The sequence below is a fragment of the Stenotrophomonas sp. AR029 genome (assembly GCF_047520695.2).
GTDB lineage: Bacteria > Pseudomonadota > Gammaproteobacteria > Xanthomonadales > Xanthomonadaceae > Stenotrophomonas > Stenotrophomonas sepilia.
Window position 1 is genome coordinate 766,729 of the sequence record NZ_JAXBQQ020000001.1, and the last position, 18,047, is coordinate 784,775.

Annotated in this window: 8 protein-coding genes; 7 read left to right on the plus strand and 1 reads right to left on the minus strand. The window is 66.8% G+C overall.

Going from position 1 to position 18,047, the window contains the following annotated elements; genetic code table 11:
- Positions 1-62 precede the first annotated feature (62 nt).
- The gene (bioB, locus tag ACM0PB_RS03695; protein ID WP_065197294.1) at positions 63-1,106 is read right to left on the minus strand and encodes a biotin synthase BioB; all 1,044 of its coding nucleotides are present in this window, start codon (positions 1,104-1,106) and stop codon (positions 63-65) included.
- Positions 1,107-1,265: 159 nt separating this feature from the next.
- On the opposite strand from bioB, the gene ACM0PB_RS03700 reads away from it, so the two are divergent.
- From ACM0PB_RS03700 to ACM0PB_RS03730, 7 genes are all read left to right on the plus strand, one after another.
- Positions 1,266-1,574 carry a hypothetical protein gene (locus ACM0PB_RS03700; RefSeq protein ID WP_065197293.1) on the plus strand — a complete coding sequence of 103 codons (309 nt, stop codon included), beginning with the start codon at positions 1,266-1,268 and terminating at the stop codon, positions 1,572-1,574.
- Between the two features lie 368 nt (positions 1,575-1,942).
- A complete protein-coding gene (locus ACM0PB_RS03705; protein ID WP_005420121.1) occupies positions 1,943-3,268 on the plus strand; it encodes a chloride channel protein in 1,326 nt (441 codons plus the stop codon).
- A 145-nt stretch (positions 3,269-3,413) separates the two neighbouring features.
- Positions 3,414-4,583 (plus strand): L-dopachrome tautomerase-related protein, encoded by a 1,170-nt coding sequence (locus ACM0PB_RS03710; protein ID WP_414604348.1) that lies wholly within the window; start codon positions 3,414-3,416, stop codon positions 4,581-4,583.
- A gap of 89 nt (positions 4,584-4,672) precedes the next feature.
- Positions 4,673-5,362 (plus strand): ComF family protein, encoded by a 690-nt coding sequence (locus tag ACM0PB_RS03715; protein ID WP_235648996.1) that lies wholly within the window; start codon positions 4,673-4,675, stop codon positions 5,360-5,362.
- Between the two features lie 256 nt (positions 5,363-5,618).
- A complete protein-coding gene (locus ACM0PB_RS03720) occupies positions 5,619-7,301 on the plus strand; it encodes a ShlB/FhaC/HecB family hemolysin secretion/activation protein (protein ID WP_414604349.1) in 1,683 nt (560 codons plus the stop codon).
- Between the two features lie 86 nt (positions 7,302-7,387).
- A complete protein-coding gene (locus ACM0PB_RS03725; protein WP_414604350.1) occupies positions 7,388-17,650 on the plus strand; it encodes a hemagglutinin repeat-containing protein in 10,263 nt (3,420 codons plus the stop codon).
- Positions 17,647-17,928, plus strand: a complete 282-nt coding sequence (locus ACM0PB_RS03730) for a hypothetical protein (RefSeq protein ID WP_146268101.1) — start codon at positions 17,647-17,649, stop codon at positions 17,926-17,928. Before ACM0PB_RS03725 ends, ACM0PB_RS03730 begins: the two co-directional genes overlap by 4 nt.
- The last annotated feature ends 119 nt before the right edge of the window (positions 17,929-18,047 follow it).

Here is an 18,047-nt window from a genome sequence, read left to right on the forward strand (position 1 = left end):
CTGAATGCGGCGACGGGGCGGCTAGGGTAGCGCGTTGCCGCGACGCCTGCTTGTACCCCGTCTCAGGCCGCGTGAGCGCAGCCGCAGCCGGGCGCATCGGCGCTGATGTCGGCGTGCACTGTACCGCCGTGATCGTGGCCCTCGGCATCCACCTGCACCGCCATCGGTTGCAGTCCCAGCCGGGCGAACAGGGCCAGGTCGCGCTCACTCTCCGGGTTGCCGGTGGTCAGCAGCTTGTCGCCGTAGAAGATCGAATTGGCACCGGCCAGGAAGCACAGCGCCTGCAGTTCGTCACTCATGGCTTCGCGCCCGGCCGACAGCCGCACCATCGAGCGCGGCATGGCGATGCGTGCCACCGCGATCATGCGCACGAATTCGAACGGGTCCAGCTCCGCGCTGCCATGCAGCGGGGTGCCCGCCACCTGCACCAGCCTGTTGATCGGCACCGAATCGGGATGCGCCGGCAGCGTGGCCAGCGCCAGCAGCAGGCCGACGCGCTGCGCGCGCGTCTCGCCCATGCCGACAATGCCGCCGCAGCAGGTCTTCAGGCCGGCCTCGCGCACGTGCTCCAGCGTGTCCAGGCGGTCCTGGTACTGGCGCGTGTGGATGATCGAATCGTAGTAGTCCGGTGCGGTGTCGAGGTTGTGGTTGTAGTAGTCCAGGCCGGCGTCCTTCAGCGCGCGTGCCTGTTCGCCACTGAGCATGCCCAGCGTGGCGCAGGTCTCCAGGCCCAGCGCCTTCACCCCGGCAATCATCGTCGCTACCTTCGGGATGTCGCGGTCCTTCGGTGATCGCCACGCGGCACCCATGCAGAAACGCGACGCACCGGCGGCCTTGGCCTGGCGGGCCTTGGCCAGCACCGCATCGGTGTCCATCAGCTTCTGAGCGTTCACCCCGGTGCTGTAGCGCTGCGCCTGAGGGCAGTACGCGCAGTCTTCCGGGCAGCCTCCGGTCTTCACCGACAGCAGCGTGGAGACCTGCACCTGCGCCGGGTCGAAGTGCTCACGGTGGACCGCCGCGGCGCGGAACAGCAGCTCGGGCAACGGCAGGTCGAACAGGGCCTGCAGTTCGTCGTGTTGCCAGTCGTGGCGGATGGCAGCAGCCATGGCGGACCTTGGGTACGAGTGGAGCGAGGGCGGCAGTGTGGGTGGGTTGGTGAATGCTGTCAACTAATTGGTAATTAATTCGGTTTACAGAAATCGACTGCCAGAAATGCGCGCTACGGTGTAAGTTCATTGCCGCATACGGACTCGCGAGCACGTGCCATGGACAGCTACCAGCCCTACCCGATCCGCCGCGACGCGGTGCTGTGCAGCCTGGCCGCACTTCCTGACGGCGGCCTGCGCGTGGTGCTGGATGATCTGCGTCAGGCCGATGCGCCGGGGCAGTGGAAGAATCACACCTTCGTGACCTTCAAGGACTACGCGGCGGGGGAGCTCGATCCGGCGATGCTGCCGAAGGAGGAACTTGAAGCATTCGGTCACTATGTCTTGGTTCGCTTGTTGGCGATAAACGGTTGCCTGCGTGATACGGACGAAGGTCCTGACAGCGATGTCCCTCTCACCGACCAGTAGCGGCAAAGCACCGCCGCGCTGACCGATGGAGGCATCGCCCGGATCGATGCGCAACTGCGTTTCCACTGCGATGGACAGTTCCGAACATCGCCTGCATCGTGGGGAACGCGATGTCGCTGGACCCGCAGCGCCGCCCCAGCATTACCGATGTCTTCTACGCCCAGCGTGTGCGCGAACGGGTTGCGCGCGGTGTACTGGAAGCGCGGGGTGAGAAAGCGCCGGTGGCGGGAGCGCCTGCGCGTCCAGCGATGTACGCACGGGGCAGGCAGTCGGGACGACCCGTATCGGGGCATTTCACCGCATCCTGCAAGGCCTTCAGCCACAGTAGCCGCTGTCCGCTCGCATCCGCCGCATCCAGACTGTCCTGCATGACCGATCTCAATCGCCTTCGCGGCCGCATCACCGCGCTGGTCCTAAGCGAGGCCTGGCGCCGCCGTGCCGCGCTCTGGGGCGGGGCTGTGGCCGTAGCGCTGGTGGCCATCCTGTTTGCCAAGGCCAGCGACGCGGCCTTCCATCTGTTCCAGCGCATCACCGCGCACTCGCCGTGGTGGGCCCTGCTGCTCACGCCCGGCATCTTCGCGTTGCTGGCCTGGCTGACCGCGGGTGCGCTCAAACCCACCCGCGGCAGTGGCATTCCGCAGGTCATTGCCGCACTGGACAGGCCGGACGAGTCCTTCCGCAAGACCAACCTGTCGCCCGCGGTCTCGGCGGGCAAGCTGCTGCTGACCTCGCTGTCCCTGCTCGGTGGCGCGTCCGTTGGTCGCGAGGGCCCGACCGTGCATGTGGGCGCGAGCCTGATGTACCTGTTCGGCCGCTGGTTCGGCTTCAAGGACCCGCGCGAACTCTCGCACTTCCTGCTGGCCGGGGGCGCGGCCGGCATCGCGGCGGCGTTCAACACACCGCTGGCCGGCATCGTCTTCGCTATCGAGGAGCTCAGCGGCCGCTTCGAGCATCGCTTCTCCGGTACCCTGCTGACCGCAGTGATCGTCGGTGGCGTGGTCTCGCTGGGCCTGCTCGGCAACTACACCTACTTCGGCCATGTGAGTGCGCGCCTGCCGCTCGGCCAGGGCTGGCTGGCGATCCTGCTGTGCGGCGCAGTGGCCGGATTGCTGGGCGGATTGTTCGCGCGCGCGGTGTTGGCCAGTGCGGCGGGCCGCCCCCGTTGGCTCGGGCAACTACGGCAGCGGCATCCCGTGTTGCTGGCCGCAGGCTGCGGGCTGGTGGTGGTGCTGCTGGCCCTGGCGTTCGGAGAAGGCGCATTCGGCACCGGCTACGAACAGGCGCGCAGCCTGGTGCAGGGGCAGGCGATGGTGGGCCACGAGTTCGGTCTGATGAAGCTGCTGGCGAATCTGGCGTCCTACGTGGCGGGCATCCCCGGCGGCCTGTTCTCGCCGGCGCTGGCGGTCGGTGCCGGTCTTGGGCATAACCTGGCGATGTTGATGCCGGGTGTGGATCCGCGTGCGTTCGTGCTGCTGGGCATGTGTGCCTACCTGACCGGCGTCACCCAGGCCCCGCTGACCTCGGCGGTGATCTCGCTGGAGCTGACCGACAGTGGTGATCTGCTCCTGCCGATCCTGGCCACGGTGCTGATCGCGCGCGGCGTGTCCGGGCTGGTGTGCCGCGTGCCGATCTACCGTGGGTTGGCGGAGCTGTTGATGGTGCCGAAAGCAGAGCCAGCTGACAGGCCTCACTGATTGCCTTGATCAGCAGGACCAATCATCTCGAATCTTCACTCCAGCAGTGAAGCTGATTCCGCGCTGCACCGTCTACCCGATGCCACGCGCGACGCAGAAGATGCATCGACACCGGGGCTGCACCCGGACCCGCATCGAGAGCACCATGATCAACTGCCGTATCCGCAGCCTGGCGGCTGCCCTCCTGGCTCTGACCAGTTCCCCCGCGCTGGCGATGTCCGGCGCGCCCATGCTGCCCAGCGAGCGCAGCATCGGTACCCTCGAACCGGTGGCGCGTCTCGAGGGTGCCATGCCCACCAGCGTGGCGGTATCTGAAACCGGGCGCATCTTCCTCAACTTCCCGCGCTGGGGCGATGACGTGAGCTGCAGCGTGGCCGAATGGCGCGACGGCCGCGCCGTTCCCTATCCGGATGCGCGCATCAACAGCGCGGACGGAGCCGACCCGGCTGCACACTTCATCAGCGTGCAGAGCGTGGTGGCCGATGGCCAGGGCCGGCTGTGGGTGTTGGACACTGCAGCGCCCGGATTCTTCGCACCGCAGGCCGGTGGCGCCAAGCTGGTGGCGATCGATCTGGTTACCAATACCGTGGCCAGGACACTGGTGTTCCCGGCCAACGTCATCGACGCGCGCACCTACGTCAACGATGTGCGCTTCGACTTCCGGGTCGGCCGCGAGGGCGTGGCCTACGTGACCGACTCGTCGCTGAGCGGTATCGGCGGCATCATCGTGATCGACCTCGCTACCGGTAGCGCCACCAAGCGCCTGATCGGGCATGTGTCCACGTCAGCCGACCCGACCTTCGTACCGATCGTGGAAGGGCAGCAGATGCGGCTGCGAAACGCGGATGGTTCGACGCAGCCGTTCACCGTGGCCGCCGATGGCATCGCCCTGTCGCCCGATGGCGCCACGCTGTTCTACACGCCCTTGTCCAGCCGTCATCTGTACAGCGTGCCGACCGCGCTGCTGCGCGATCCGAAGGTGAGTGAAGCGGAACTGGCGGCCGCGGTGGTCGACCACGGCGACAAGGGCGCCTCCGATGGCATGGAGATGGACGCCAACGGGCGGTTGTATGCCAGCGACTACGAGCACAACGCGATCCATGCCCGCGACGCGCAGGGGCGATGGACGACCGTGGTTCACGACCCGCGCATCCTGTGGCCGGATACGTTGTCGATGGGGCCGGAAGGCTATCTGTACTTCACCGCCAACCAGCTGCACCGCCAAGCCGGATTCAATGGCGGCGTTGATCGGCGGCAGGCGCCGTACATGGTGTACCGCACGCGGGTGGATGCCGCGCCGGCGCCCACGAGATGAAGTGATCCGGTAGAGCGGTGAAAGTTCCTACGGCCCACTGGGAACACAGCCGATGGCATCGCGCCATCGAGGTGCTCACGCTGCAACGTATGCCTGCCTTTACCCCCGCCGCCTGGAGCCTGCAGGCCGTGCTTCGCCTGCTGCTGCCATTGCGCTGCCTGGTCTGTGACGACCCAGGCCATGATGGCCTTGACCTATGCCGCGCCTGCCTCGCCGAACTACCCTGGGCCGGCCGCGCCTGCCTGCGTTGCGCGCTGCCGCTGCCGGACGCCGCCCTGATCGTCTGCGGCAGCTGCCGCGAGGAAGCGCCACCGCAGACGGCCACTCATGCCAGCCTGTTGTACCTGCCGCCAGTGGACCAACTGTTGGTGCGCTACAAGTTCCATCAGGACCTGGCGGCTGGCCGCCTGCTGGCGCAGTTGATGCAGCGGGCCCCGCCCGCCTGGTCATGCCCACCACTGGCGCCGGTACCCCTGCACCGCCGCCGCCTGCGCCAACGCGGCTACAACCAGGCCGCCGAGCTGTGCCGGCTGCTGCCGTTGCCGGTCTGGCATGGGCTGTACCGGCGGCGGCATACCGCACCGCAGTCCGAACGAACGGCCGAGCAACGCAGGGAAAACCTGTTCGATGCGTTCGATGTACGCGGTCCGGTGCCACCCCGATTGACCGTGGTTGACGATGTGATGACCACCGGCAGCACCGTGATGGAAATCGCCGAGACGTTGCGGCTGGCGGGTGCCAGGGACGTGCGGGCATGGGTGTGCGCACGGGTGCCGTGACGACGGGAGCGATTGACATCGCATGACGGCAGCTGAAGGATGCCCATCCTTCAGCGCGCGGTGCTCGACTGCATCGCCGCAATGGGTGCACGGATGCAAAGACCCTAAAGTTCCGCGCACTCCCGCCGATAGCGGTTGGCGGTCGACTCGGTGCTGGCCGCACGTTCTCTCTGCACGATGTCTGTTCACAGCTTCAGGTCTGTACCAATGCTGGACAAGGAAGTCGTTGATGGGTAACAGAAAAGCAGGATTCAGCATGCGTGCCGTTCTGGGCACTGCGGGGCTGTTGTTGATCGGCGTCGTGCATGCGCAGTCGGCCAGTCCCTCGTTCGCCGAGCAGCAGGAACTGCGCGAACGCGCCGAGCGCGAGGCACGCGAGCGTGAGCAGCGGCAGGCATTGCCGGATGTATCACGCGAACAGCCGGCCGCTGCCACCGATCTGCATTCGCTGGCACTGCCGGACGAAGAACCGTGCTTCACCCTGCAGCAGCTGCAGCTCGACGGTGCGCATCTGGCGCAGTTCGCGTTCCTGCAGCGCTATCTCGACCGCTACCGTGGCCGCTGCGTGGGCCAGCAGGGCATCGCGCTGATCGTGCGGCGTGCCTCGGATCTGGCGCTGGCCAAGGGCTACGTGACCACGCGCATCGGCCTGCCCGAGCAGAGCCTGGGCAGCGGAACCCTGCGCCTGCAGCTGGTGCCGGGCGTGATCCGGCAGATCCGCTTCAACGCGGAAGAGGTTCCCGATTCGATGTGGAAGAGTGCGTTTCCCGCGCGGCCGGGGGACGTGCTTAATCTGCGCGCGTTGGAGCAGGGCCTGGAGCAGCTCAAGCGCGTTCCGTCGCAGGACGTGAACATGGAGCTGGTGCCGGGCGAAGGGCCCGGCGAGTCGGACGTGGTCATCAGCATCCGCCACGGCAAGCGATGGCGTGCCTCGGTGTCGCTGGATGATGCCGGCAGCCGTGCGACCGGAAAGCAGCAGGTCGGCGCGACCGCGTGGGTAGACAACCTGGCTCGCGTCAACGACCTGCTCAGCGTTAGCGTCAGCAGCGACGGCAGTGCCGACAAGGGCCGGGGTACCCACGGCTTCAATGCGTCGTGGTCGGTTCCGGTGGGCAACTGGCGTTTCAGCACCAGTACCTACAGCTCGCGCTACAAGCAGACCATCGCCAGCAACGCCGACACGTTCGCCAGCACCGGCACCTCCAGCAACGTCGACCTGGCCGTGGAACGGCTGCTGGTGCGTGGTCAGAGCTATCGCAGCGGCATCGAGCTGCGCGTGGCGCAACGGTCGTCGCACAGCTACGTGGAAGGCGTGGAGATCGAAGGCCAGCGCAGGCGTACCACCTCGGTCGAGCTGGCGCTGCTGCACCGCCAGTACCTGGGGCGGGTCCAGGCCGATATCCGCCTGGCGCACCGCCGCGGCGTGCCGTGGCTGGGAGGCGATGATGACGCCGTGGGCCGTGATGACCTGGCGCCGACGTTCCGCTATGGGCTGACCACGCTGGATATCGGCGCCGGTGGCGCCCTGACATCCGGGCCGCGTCCGCTGGCATGGAACACCGCGCTCCGCTACCAGTGGAGCGAGGACACCCTGTACGGCTCGGAGTTCATCAGCGTCGGTGGCCGCTATACCGTCAACGGCTTCGATGGCGAGGTGCCACTCGGCGGCAGCCGTGGCGGCTACTGGCGCAACAGCATCAGCTGGATGGCACAGCGCGCCATCGCGCCCTATGCGGGCATCGATATCGGCCACATCGAGCGCGACGACCGCCAGGGTATCGGCGGCGGAACCCTCAGCGGCGCCCACCTGGGTGCACGTGGCGAGCTGGGCGGACTGGCGTGGGATGGCTTCGTCGGCGTACCGATGAGCCGCCCGGCTTGGCTCAAGCATGAGGCACGCGGTCACGTGATCGGATTCCGCGCGTCCTGGCAGTTCTGATTCGACTGGAAGCACCGTCGCCACGTGGCGACGTGATCGGGTTGTTGTGTGTGCAGTTCCCCCCTGGGTTGATGGAAGCACCTGGCATGAAGAACGTATTCCGCAGTCTGTCCCTGTCCACTTCGGGCGCCGGTTGGGCCACGCGCCTGCGCACCGCGATGGCGAGCGCCACCCTGGCACTGGCGTTCCTGGCCCCGGGCAGCTCGTTTGCCCAGGTGCAGGTACAGGCCGGCGAGCAGGCGCGGGCCGACCAGGCGGCGAACGGCGTGCCGGTCATCCAGATCAACCGGCCCAACGCGGGCGGCGTATCGCACAACCGCTTCCAGGACTACAACGTCGGGCGCGAGGGGCAGATCCTCAACAACAGCGCGAGCACCGTGCAGACCCAGCTGGGTGGCTACATCCAGGGCAACGGCAATCTGCAGCCGGGCCAGTCGGCACGATTGATCCTCAACGAGGTGACATCCACCAACGCCTCGCGCCTGCAGGGCCACATCGAGGTGGCGGGGCGCTCGGCGGCGGTGATCGTCGCCAACCCCAATGGCATCACCTGCGATGGCTGCGGCTTCATCAATACCACCCGTGGCACGCTGACCACCGGCACCCCGGTGTTCGGCAACGATGGCAGCCTGTCTGCGTTCCGGGTGTCCCGCGGAACGATCCGCCTGGAAGGCAACGGCCTGGATGCCGGCAACCTGGAAGGCGTCGACCTGCTGGCCCGCGCCGTGCAGCTCAACGCGGGCCTTTGGGCGCGCCAGGTGAACGTGGTCACCGGCGCCAACCAGATCGATGCCCAGACCCTGGCGACGCAGGCGATCAGCGGAGAAGGCGAACGCCCGCAGTTCGGCCTGGATGTTGCCGCCCTCGGTGGCATGTACGCAGGCAAGATCCGCCTGGTCGGCACCGAGGCCGGCGTGGGTGTGCGCAGCACGGGCCAGATGGTGGCCGACGCAGGCGACTTCACCCTGACCCAGGCCGGCGATGTCCGCCTGAGCGGACGCACGGCGGCTGCAGGCCGCCTGCAGATCGAAACCGACGGTGACCTGAAGGCCGACGGTACCCAGTACGCGCAGGGAGATCTTCAGATTCGTGCCCGGCAGGCGTCGCTTGCCGGTTCCACGTCGGCGGGCGCTGCGTTGGCCGTACGCGCCAACCAGAATCTGGACCTGGCCGGCAGCGCGCAGGCCGCACAGATGCAGCTGGACGCCAGTGGCACGCTGACCCTGGCTGACACGGTGAAGAGCGCGGGCAGCATCGCGCTGGCTGCCGCACAGGTGCAGAACCATGCACAGGTGACCGCAGGCGCCGGGCTTGCCGTGCGCGCCGACACGCTGGCGCAGGACAAGGGCGCGCGCCTGGGCGCACAGGCGCTGGACGTGCAGGCCCGCCAGGTGGACAACGCCGGCCTGCTGCTGGGCAACCAGGGCGTACGGATGCAGGCCGCGCAGCTGCACAACGCCGGCCAGCTGTACAGCGACGCCGACGTCGAACTCGACGCGGCCAGCATCGACAACGAGGGCGTCATCGGTGCCGGTGCCAACCTGCGTGCAGCGGCCGACCGCATCACGCAGCTGAAGGGTGCCGAGCTGTCTGCGGGCGCGCTGCTGAAGATCCAGGCGCGCCAGCAGCTGGACAACGCCGGACGCATCCTCTCGGAGCAGGCGCTGGAACTGTCTGCCGGCGGCGTGGACAACCAAGGCACCCTTGAGGCCCGCCAGGCCGCGCTGGCGGTCGATCGTCTGCGCAACAGCGGCACGCTGCAGGCGGTGGACCTGCTGGCATTGAAGTCCAACGCACGCATCGACAATGGCACCACCGGCAGCATCCAGGGGGGCAAGGGCCTGCAGGTCGACGCCGATGTGCTGGACAACGCCGGCATCATCGGCAGCGCAGCCGATGCCCGTCTGTCCGTTGCCACGCTCGACAACCGCAACCGGCTTGAAGCCGGCGGCACCCTGATCCTTCAGGGCAGCGTTCTGCGGCAGCAGGCGGCCGCCACGGCGCTGGCACGCGTGGTGGCCGTGGACGTGCAGAAGGTCATCAACGACGGTCGCCTGCATGGCCAGCAGGCAATGGACCTGCGCGCCACTGAGCTGAGCAACAGTGGTGTGATCTACGGTCGCGACCGCTCACAGCTGCGCACCACCACATTGGACAATGCCGGCGTGATCGCCAGCGATGGCGCGCTGGACGTGCGCGCGGATGCATTGCACAACCGCGCCGGCGGCAACCTGTCCAGTGCGCAGTCGCTGCAGCTGGATGCGGTGACGCTGGACAACGCCGGCAACGTGTTCGCCAAGGGAGCACTGACGGCCAAGGCCGATGTGATCGACAACCGTGGCGACCTCTACGGCGCCGGCGATGTCGATGTCACCGCGCGCGATTCGCTGGACAACCAGGGCAGCCTGGTGGCCGGCCAGGCGTTGCAGGTGCGGGGCCGGATCCTGCGCAGCCAGGGTGAACTGGGCAGCGAGCGTGGCAACGTGCAGCTCAGCAGTGACCAGGCCCTGGTGCTGGGCGGGCGCACGTTGGCAGCCGGCACACTGACCGCGCACGCGGGCGGCAGCCTGGAGCAGTCGGGCAAGGTCTTTGCGCAGCAGGGCGTCGTGCTGTCCGCCGATGCCGGCGTGACGCTGAAGGGAACGATCGACAGCGCCGCTGATCTGCAGGTGCGCAGCGATGGCGATCTGGACAACCAGGCGGCGTTGTTCGCCAGCGGCGCGCTGTCGCTGCAGGCTGCGCAGGCACTGCGCACTGCGGCCGACGTTCAGGCGCGCACGGTCACGCTGAAGGCCGCCCAGGCCAGCAATCGCGGGCGCGTGCTGGCCTCGGGTGACATCGAATTGCGGGCGGGGCAGATCGACAACAGCGGCGTGATCGTGGCGGGCCTGCTGGCCGACGGCAAGGTCGGCAGCACCGGCAGCGTCACCCTTGATGCGCGTCAGCAGCTGCGCAACGCCGGCCAGATCAACGCCGGCCAGCAGGCTCACCTGCTGGGCGACAGCCTGCTGCTGGAGGGTGGCCAGGTCTGGTCCGGTGGCACCCTGCTGGCGCAGGCGCGCAGCGGTGAGTGGCGCAATATCGGCGGCAGCCTGACCGCCATCGGTCTGCTCGACCTGCGTGCCACCGACCTGCTGCGCAATGCGGGCAGCCTACAGGGCACGCGCATCGGTCTGTTGGCGGCCGCGCTGGACAACAGCGCCGGCGAACTGCTGCAGACCGGCACCGATCCGTTCGAGCTGAGCCTGTCAGGCGCGCTGCGCAACACCGGCGGGCGCATCGCTGCCAACGCCGGCAATGTCCATCTGCGGGCGGCGCAGCTGCTGAACCAGGGCGGCCGCATCGAGCATGCGGGCACGGGTGTGCTGAAGATCGAGACCGGCACGCTGGACAACAGCAGTGCCGGCCTGATCGTCGGCAACGGCGAGGCGGACGTGGCCGTTGCCGGTCGCCTCGACAACAGCGGCGGTACGCTCACCGCAGGCAGCGGGGCACGCGTAGCCGGCACGGAGATCGTCAACACCGGTGGTCGGCTCGATGCTGGCGGCAACCTTACCGTGGACGCTGCCGGGGCGTTGGACAACCGCACTGGCACCATCGTGCAGCGCGGCGCCGGCCAGCTGCAGGTGCTGGCCTCCCAGCTGGACAACAGCAATGGCCTGCTGGGGGCCGAGGGCAATGCGCGCGTGACCAGCCGCACGGGCGACCTGCGCAACGTGGATGGCAACCTCTACGCCCGCCAGGAACTCGCGCTCGACGTGGCCGGTGCGCTGGCCAACCAGCGTGGCCTGGTCCACGGCGGCACCTCGCTGGATCTGCAGATCCGCCAGGCACTGGACAACAGCCAGGGCAACATCGAAGCACAGGGCCCTGCGAATATCCGCGCTGCCTCAGTGGGCAACCGTGGCGGCCGCATCGTGGCCAACGGCACCGGGCAGCTGACGCTGGAATCAGCCGGTGCGCTGGACAACCGTGGCGGCACCCTGGGCAGCACCGGTGGTGCGCTGACGCTGACCGCAGGCAGCGTGGACAACCGAGCCGAAGGCGGCCAGGCCAAGCTGGTGGCCGGAACCGACCTGCGCCTGCAGACCGCATCGCTCGACAACGCAGGTAGCATGGTCCACGCCGCCAATACCCTGTACCTGGAGCGCGCAGGCGCGCAGGTATTCAACGTTGGTGGCCAGCTCAGCGCAGGCAACCTGCTGCGCCTGGATCTTGCCGCGCTGGACAACAGCAACGGCCGGCTGCTCAGTCGCCAGAGCCAGCTGACGCTGGGCAGCTTGGCCAATGGCGGCGGCGAGATCAGCGCCTATGAAGCACTCGGCGCACGCCTGCAGGCCTTCAGCGGCATCGGCCGCCTGTTCGGCGGCAGCGAGTTGCGCCTGACGCTGGCGGGCGATTACGTGCATGGCAACGGCCAGCGCCTGGAGAGCAACGGGCTGCTGAAGCTGGACGTGGCCGGCGCACTGGTCAACCAGGGGCGCCTGGAGAGCAAGGGCACGCTTGAAGTCTCGGCGGCGCGGATCGAGAACACCGCTGGTGGGCAGTTCAACGCCACGGCAGGCAATGGCAGTGGTCGTGTCGCGCTGAGTACGGCCGGCGATTTCAGCAATGCCGGTCGCGTGGACGGCGATACGGTGGAGGTGTCGGCTGCCAACATCACCAACACCGGCACCGTGATGGGCAACGCGCTGGAACTGCGCGCCTCGCGCATCACCAACGGCCGCGACCTGGGCGACACGCTGGTCGCACGCGACTACAACGAAGGGCTGATGGCGGCCACCGGCCGCATCAACCTGTATGCCAACTACATCGACAACCTCGACGGCGAGCTCTTCAGCCTGGGCGACATCCGCCTGCAGGGCTGGAACGGCGGCAACGCCCAGCAGATCCGCAATCGTTCCGGGCGCATCCAGGCCGAGAACGATCTGATCCTGGCTGCACTGGGCGTGGCCAACGAGCGTCGTGTGCTGGTCACCCAGCACAAGGTCTACAGCGGCAACGAAGGCGCTGCCGACCCGGACAGCGGGACGTTCAGGGTCGACGGCATCGACGGCCCCGCACCGCCGGGCAAGCTGTGCCCGGGCGACTGTGCCGTGCTGGAAGTCTGGACCGAGCACAAGGACCTGGTGCTGGAAGGCACCACCGTCATCGCCGCCAGCGCGGCATCGCAGCTGATCTCCGGTCGCGACATGCAGATGTCCGGCGGCTCGGTCGACAACCGGAACTCGGCCATCGCCGCTGGTCGCAACCTCTCGATCAACGGCCGCGGCTCGTCCAACAGCGAAGACCCCAATGACTGGACCGGCGTGGTCAACAACGAGGCGCTGGCCGGCTACAAGGTGGTCCAGCGCACGTCGACCATCGACTACACCTACCGGCCTTGCCCCAGCCGCTGCGACTTCGAGATCTATGGCGGCAGCCGCGCGCTGGGCACCAGCACGGTCACCAAGCAGGTCACGCTGGCCGGCGGCAATGCCAGCATCACCGCCGGCCGCAAGGTGCAGATCGAAGCGCGCGAGGTCAACAACGCCGTGGTCACCGCGCACAGCGGTGGCACACCGCTGGACGTTGCCGGTTGGCAGGGCAACAACGCCTACGCACCCGAACTGGGCCAGCAGCAGGGCGCCGGCGCGGTCGGCGGCAATGCTGGCGCACCGGGTGCACAGCAGGGCGTGGCCACCGGGCCTGCCAGCGCGCAGGCGCAGGGTGCGGGCACGGCCGGTGATACCGGCTCTCCGGGCCCTGGCCGTGTCACCACGGTGCCGCCGCCGCAGGTGGTGGGCAGCCCGCAGAATCCGCTGCCGGGCCTGTCGCTGCCCAGTGGCGGCCTGTACACGGTCAATCCGGGCAACCAGCGCTGGCTGGTGGAAACCGATCCGCGCTTCGCCAACTTCGGGCAGTGGATCGGCTCGGACTACATGTTCCAGCGCCTGAACCTGGACCCCGACAAGCAGTTGCGTCGGATGGGTGACGACTTCTACGAGCAGCGCCTGGTGATGGAACAGATCACCGGCCTGACCGGGCGTCGCTACCTGGATGCCGACCAGGGCGATGGCATGGGCCAGTACCGCGCCATGATGGATGCCGGCGTGAGCGAAGCCGCGCGCCAGCAGCTGAGCGTGGGCGTGGCGCTGTCGGCCGAACAGGTGGCCGCGCTCAACGAAGACATCGTGTGGATGGTCGCCCAGGAAGTGGACGGGCAGAAGGTGCTGGTGCCGGTGGTGTACCTGTCCCAGGCCACCGCCAACCGCCTGCAGCTGGGGGGCGCCGCCATCGCCGGCGAGTCGGTGGAGATCCGCGCCGGCAATGTGTCCAACCAGGGCATGATCCGCGCCGATGATCGATTGACCATCGATACCGGCAGCCTGCTCAACGACCGTGGTGGCATTTCCGCTGGCGGCAATGCCCGCATCACCGCCGTGGAGGACATCCTCAACAACAGCGGCCTGATCCAGGGCGGCAACGTGGCCCTGGTGGCCGGCCGCGACCTGAAGAGTGTCAGCGGCATCGACGTGGCCAGCATCCGCAGTGGCGGCAGCCTGGCGCTGGAAGCCGGGCGTGACCTGGCACTGGTCGGTTCGCAGACCAGTGCCCGCGGCAACGCAGCGCTGGAAGCTGGCCGCGACCTCAACCTCACCACGCAGATGCAGGGTGATGGCAGCCTGCGTCGCACCACGCTGGATGTCGGCGGCAGCCTGTCGCTGGATGCCGGCCGCGATCTGAACCTGACGGCGGTGACCGCCAAAGCCGGCGGCAGCGTCCATGCCACGGCCGGCAACGACATCAACCTCAACGCACTGACCACCACCGAGCAGGGCGGCTGGGGCAGCGACCGCTACGCGCGCGAAACCCTCAACGCCAGCGGCATCGAGACTGGTGGCTCGCTGGGCATGCAGGCCGGGCAGGACGTGAACCTGCAGGCCGCGCAGCTGAAGGCCGGCGACGGCCTGGCCGTGGTGGCCGGGCGCGATCTCAACCTGCAGGCCGAAACCACCACCAACACCAGCCAGCAGCAGAGCCGTGGCAAGCGGTTCTCGCAGACCACGCAGAGCATGGACGAAACCGTGCACGGCACTTCGCTGCAGGCCGGCGGCGACATCGCGCTGGTGGCTGGACGTGATGCCAGCCTCACTGCCACGCAGGTCGGCAGCACCGACGGTGGCATCAGCATCGCCGCCACACGCGACGTGAACCTGCTGGCGGCACAGGAGGACCACAGCTGGGAGCAGGAGACCACGCGCAGGAAGAAGGGCCTGCTGTCGAGCAAGACCACCACTACCTATGACGCGACCCACGACAGCCTGGTGGTGGGCACCACGCTCAGCGGCGAGACCGTCACCATCGGCGCCGGTCGTGACGTCGTCGCGCAGGCGGCGCAGGTGGCTGCCACCGGTGATGTGGTGGTGGCCGCCACCCGCGACCTCACCATCGGCACGGCCGCCTCCACGCACAGCGAAGAGCATGACAAGACCGTCAAGCGCTCGGGCGTGTTCGGCGGTGGTGGCTTCAACCTGACCATCGGCCAGAGCAAGCTGGAAAAGGGCCTGGAGATCGAGCAGAGCGCGCCACAAGGCAGCCTGATCGGCTCAACCGATGGCCGGGTCAACCTGAGCGCCGGCAACACGCTGCACATCACCGGTTCGGACGTGCTGTCGAAGACCGGTACGCAGCTGGTGGGCGGGCAGGTGGTGATCGACGCGGCACAGGGCACCACTGACGTACACCAGAGCACCAAGCAGAAGAGTGCCGGTATCAACGTCGGGCTGACCGGCGGTGTGGTGGATGCCGCCCTGGCCGCCTACGGTGCGGCCAAGGCGGCCGGCAATGCGCAGGATGACCGCCTGAAGGCGCTGTACGCGGTGCAGGCGGCCAATGCCGCCGCTGGCGTGGGCGGCGCCATGCAGCAGGGGGCTTCCGGCGCGACCGACGGCGTGAGCCTGCGCATCGGCATCGGTGCCTCCAGCTCCAGTGCCAGCCAGACCAGCCACGACCAGTCGGCGGTGGGCAGCACCATCCGCAGCCAGGGCGACGTCAGCATCGTCGCCACCGGCGGTGACCTGAACATCATCGGCAGCCAGGTGAAGGGTGACAACGTGGCGCTGGCCGCGCGGGACAACATCACCCTGCGCAGCGAAGCGGAAGACCACACGCAGTCGTCGAAGAACAAGAGCGGCAGCGGTGAGATCGGTTTCAGCATCGGCGCGCAGACCGGTTGGTACGTGTCGGCCAGCACCGCCAAGGGCAAGGGCAGCGGCAACGGCACCACGCATGTTGAAACCGTGGTGGACGCCGACCGCAACCTGACCGTCATCAGTGGCAAGGACACCACGCTGCAGGGTGCCCAGCTGAGCGGCGACACGGTGGTGGCCAGCATCGGCGGCAACCTGTCCATCATCAGCGAGCAGGACACCGACGACTACGCCAGCAAGCAGACCCAGGCTGGCGGCACGTTCGTGTACGGCAGCGGCGGCAGCGTCAACATCGGCCAGCAGAAGGTCGAGAGCCACCTGCGCAGCGTGCAGGAACAGAGCGGCATCGTTGCCGGCAGCGGTGGCTTCAACATCACCGTGGGCGGCAACACGCACCTGGAAGGCGGTGTGATCGGCAGCACCGCCGATGCCTCGAAGAACCGCCTGGATACCGGCAGCCTGACCGTTGTCGACATCGAGAACGAATCCCGCGCCAAGACCAGTGGCGGTGGCATCGGCACCGGGATGAGCAGCGGCGGTGGCATCAGTAACCCGCTGGGGAGCGCGGCCGGCGCGGGGCTGAGCCTGCTGGGCGGCACCAAGAAGAACGACAGCAGCACCACCCACTCGGACATCGCCGCCGGCACCGTGGTGGTGCGCGATGGCAATGAGAGCGCTTTGGCCGGCCTCGATCGGACCGCGACCGGCTTTGATACTGACAGCGCACTGTCGGCCGTTGACCTGCGCAAGATGCAGGAGCGTGCCGAGGTGATGCAGCTGGGTGGGCAGCTGCTGTTCAAGGGCGTGGGCGACCTGGGCGGCTACCTGAGCCAGAAGGCGGAGACCGAAGAAGGCAAGGCGTTCTGGGCCGACGGCGGCAATGGCCGCGCGCTGCTGCACGGCATGGCCGGTGCAGCGATGGCCGCATTGGGTGGTGCGGATGCGCTAAACGGCGCAGTGAGTGCTGCCGGTGCGGAGAAGGCCAAGATCGCGATCTCGGAATTCCTCGAGAACAACAAGGGCAGCCTGAGCTGGGAGGACTACCAGTCGCTGATGGAAGTGGGCAGCGCGATGGTGGGTGGTGCTCTGGGTGGAAGCACGGGCGCCAACATTGCCGTGACCGGGGACCGGTTCAATCGGCAGCTGCACCCGGATGAGGTGAAGTGGATCCGCTTCCATGCAGAGGAGTTCGCCCGCGAGCAGAAGATATCGAAGGAAGAGGCCTATCGCATCCTTCTTGTGGAAGCGGCTGCGTACGTTGACTCGAAAATACAGTCCGACCTGAGTGGAGTAGAAAACAACACTGACGCAATTGATTTCCTGCACAAGAACCAGAACAAGTACGACTGGGGTACCGCGTTCGACAGCAGCGATCGGGACAACTTCTCTAAGTTCAGCGAAGAGCTTGGGCGCGAAACCGGCTATTTCAAAGACGTCTACACTGCCATCTCGGGAACTGCTTACGCCGCCGGATCAACCAAGGACTGGCGCTTTGAGTTCCAGGAGCCACTGCGCTACTACGGCGACGCCTCGCGCTCTCAGAAGGGCGTTGCCGTGGTCCAGGCTGGCGCAGCCGCTCTTGGCATCGGTGCGGCGGCGGCTGTTGAGTTCGGTGGCTGGTGCCTGCTAAATCCGATCGCTTGCTCCAATGCGCTAAAGGGAACGGCGGACGCTCTTGCGGCAGACTTTGTTGGCGGACATACGATTTCTGTTCCTGTCGCGGCTGGTGTCGTTGCGAAAGCCGGGTTGGCTGCAGAGGAAACAATAAGCACAAGTCGCGCTGCGTCTCGAGCCTATGAAAGTGCGAAGGGCGTCTCCGGATTTAAATATGGAATTACCGCAGAAGAGGTTCGCGGGATAAATCAAAGAATAAGTGGATCCGGTGAGTACTGGGATGTTTCAAAAACAATCGCAAACGCCGCCAATTACGAGGGGTTTTATAATAAGAGTGCCGTGTTCATTCGTGACATTGCTGGGGCTCACGGATTTGTAAATGGAAATAAGAGGACTGCTGTTGAGGTTTTCGAGGTTCTTGTGGAAAGGAACGCCGTTGACGGGCCGCCACGTGAGCTGGTGTGGAAGGTTGTTGACCGTGTTTCCACTGGCGAGTTAAAGTCAATTGACGAAATTTCAAAGGCTCTTAGGGGGCTTGAGTGAAAAGCAAGAGTGAACTGGCTGTGAACTTTTCTGAGCGAGTAGGCGTGCCTATTGGCGAAAACTATTTCTCTGATTTTGTTGATGTCATAAATGGGCTTATCAATGGAGAGGGTTCCTACTTCATTTTCAAGCTGGATGGGGGGAGGGTTGGATCGAGGTTGACATTTGTTTTTTGTGATCGTGCCAGGGATATTATATTGAGGAGAGATGCCTCCAGTATTGAGGATGGTATAATTCATATATTCGCTGGGCTGGAAGAAGTGGGTGGGTACGCTTGATTGATGTAATCAGGATGTATGCGCCCGATTTGGTCGGAGCCTTCTCGTGTGCTGGCCGGCTGGGGTCCTGAGTTGCACCGCAATCAGATTTCAATCGGCGCATGTTGCTAATGTGCAAT

Coding starts and splice junctions, on each gene's coding strand:
- bioB (WP_065197294.1), bottom strand. CDS start 1,106: ATGGCTGCTGCCATCCGCCACGACTGGCAACACGACGAACTGCAGGCC.
- ACM0PB_RS03700 (WP_065197293.1), top strand. CDS start 1,266: ATGGACAGCTACCAGCCCTACCCGATCCGCCGCGACGCGGTGCTGTGC.
- ACM0PB_RS03705 (WP_005420121.1), top strand. CDS start 1,943: ATGACCGATCTCAATCGCCTTCGCGGCCGCATCACCGCGCTGGTCCTA.
- ACM0PB_RS03710 (WP_414604348.1), top strand. CDS start 3,414: ATGATCAACTGCCGTATCCGCAGCCTGGCGGCTGCCCTCCTGGCTCTG.
- ACM0PB_RS03715 (WP_235648996.1), top strand. CDS start 4,673: ATGCCTGCCTTTACCCCCGCCGCCTGGAGCCTGCAGGCCGTGCTTCGC.
- ACM0PB_RS03720 (WP_414604349.1), top strand. CDS start 5,619: ATGCGTGCCGTTCTGGGCACTGCGGGGCTGTTGTTGATCGGCGTCGTG.
- ACM0PB_RS03725 (WP_414604350.1), top strand. CDS start 7,388: ATGAAGAACGTATTCCGCAGTCTGTCCCTGTCCACTTCGGGCGCCGGT.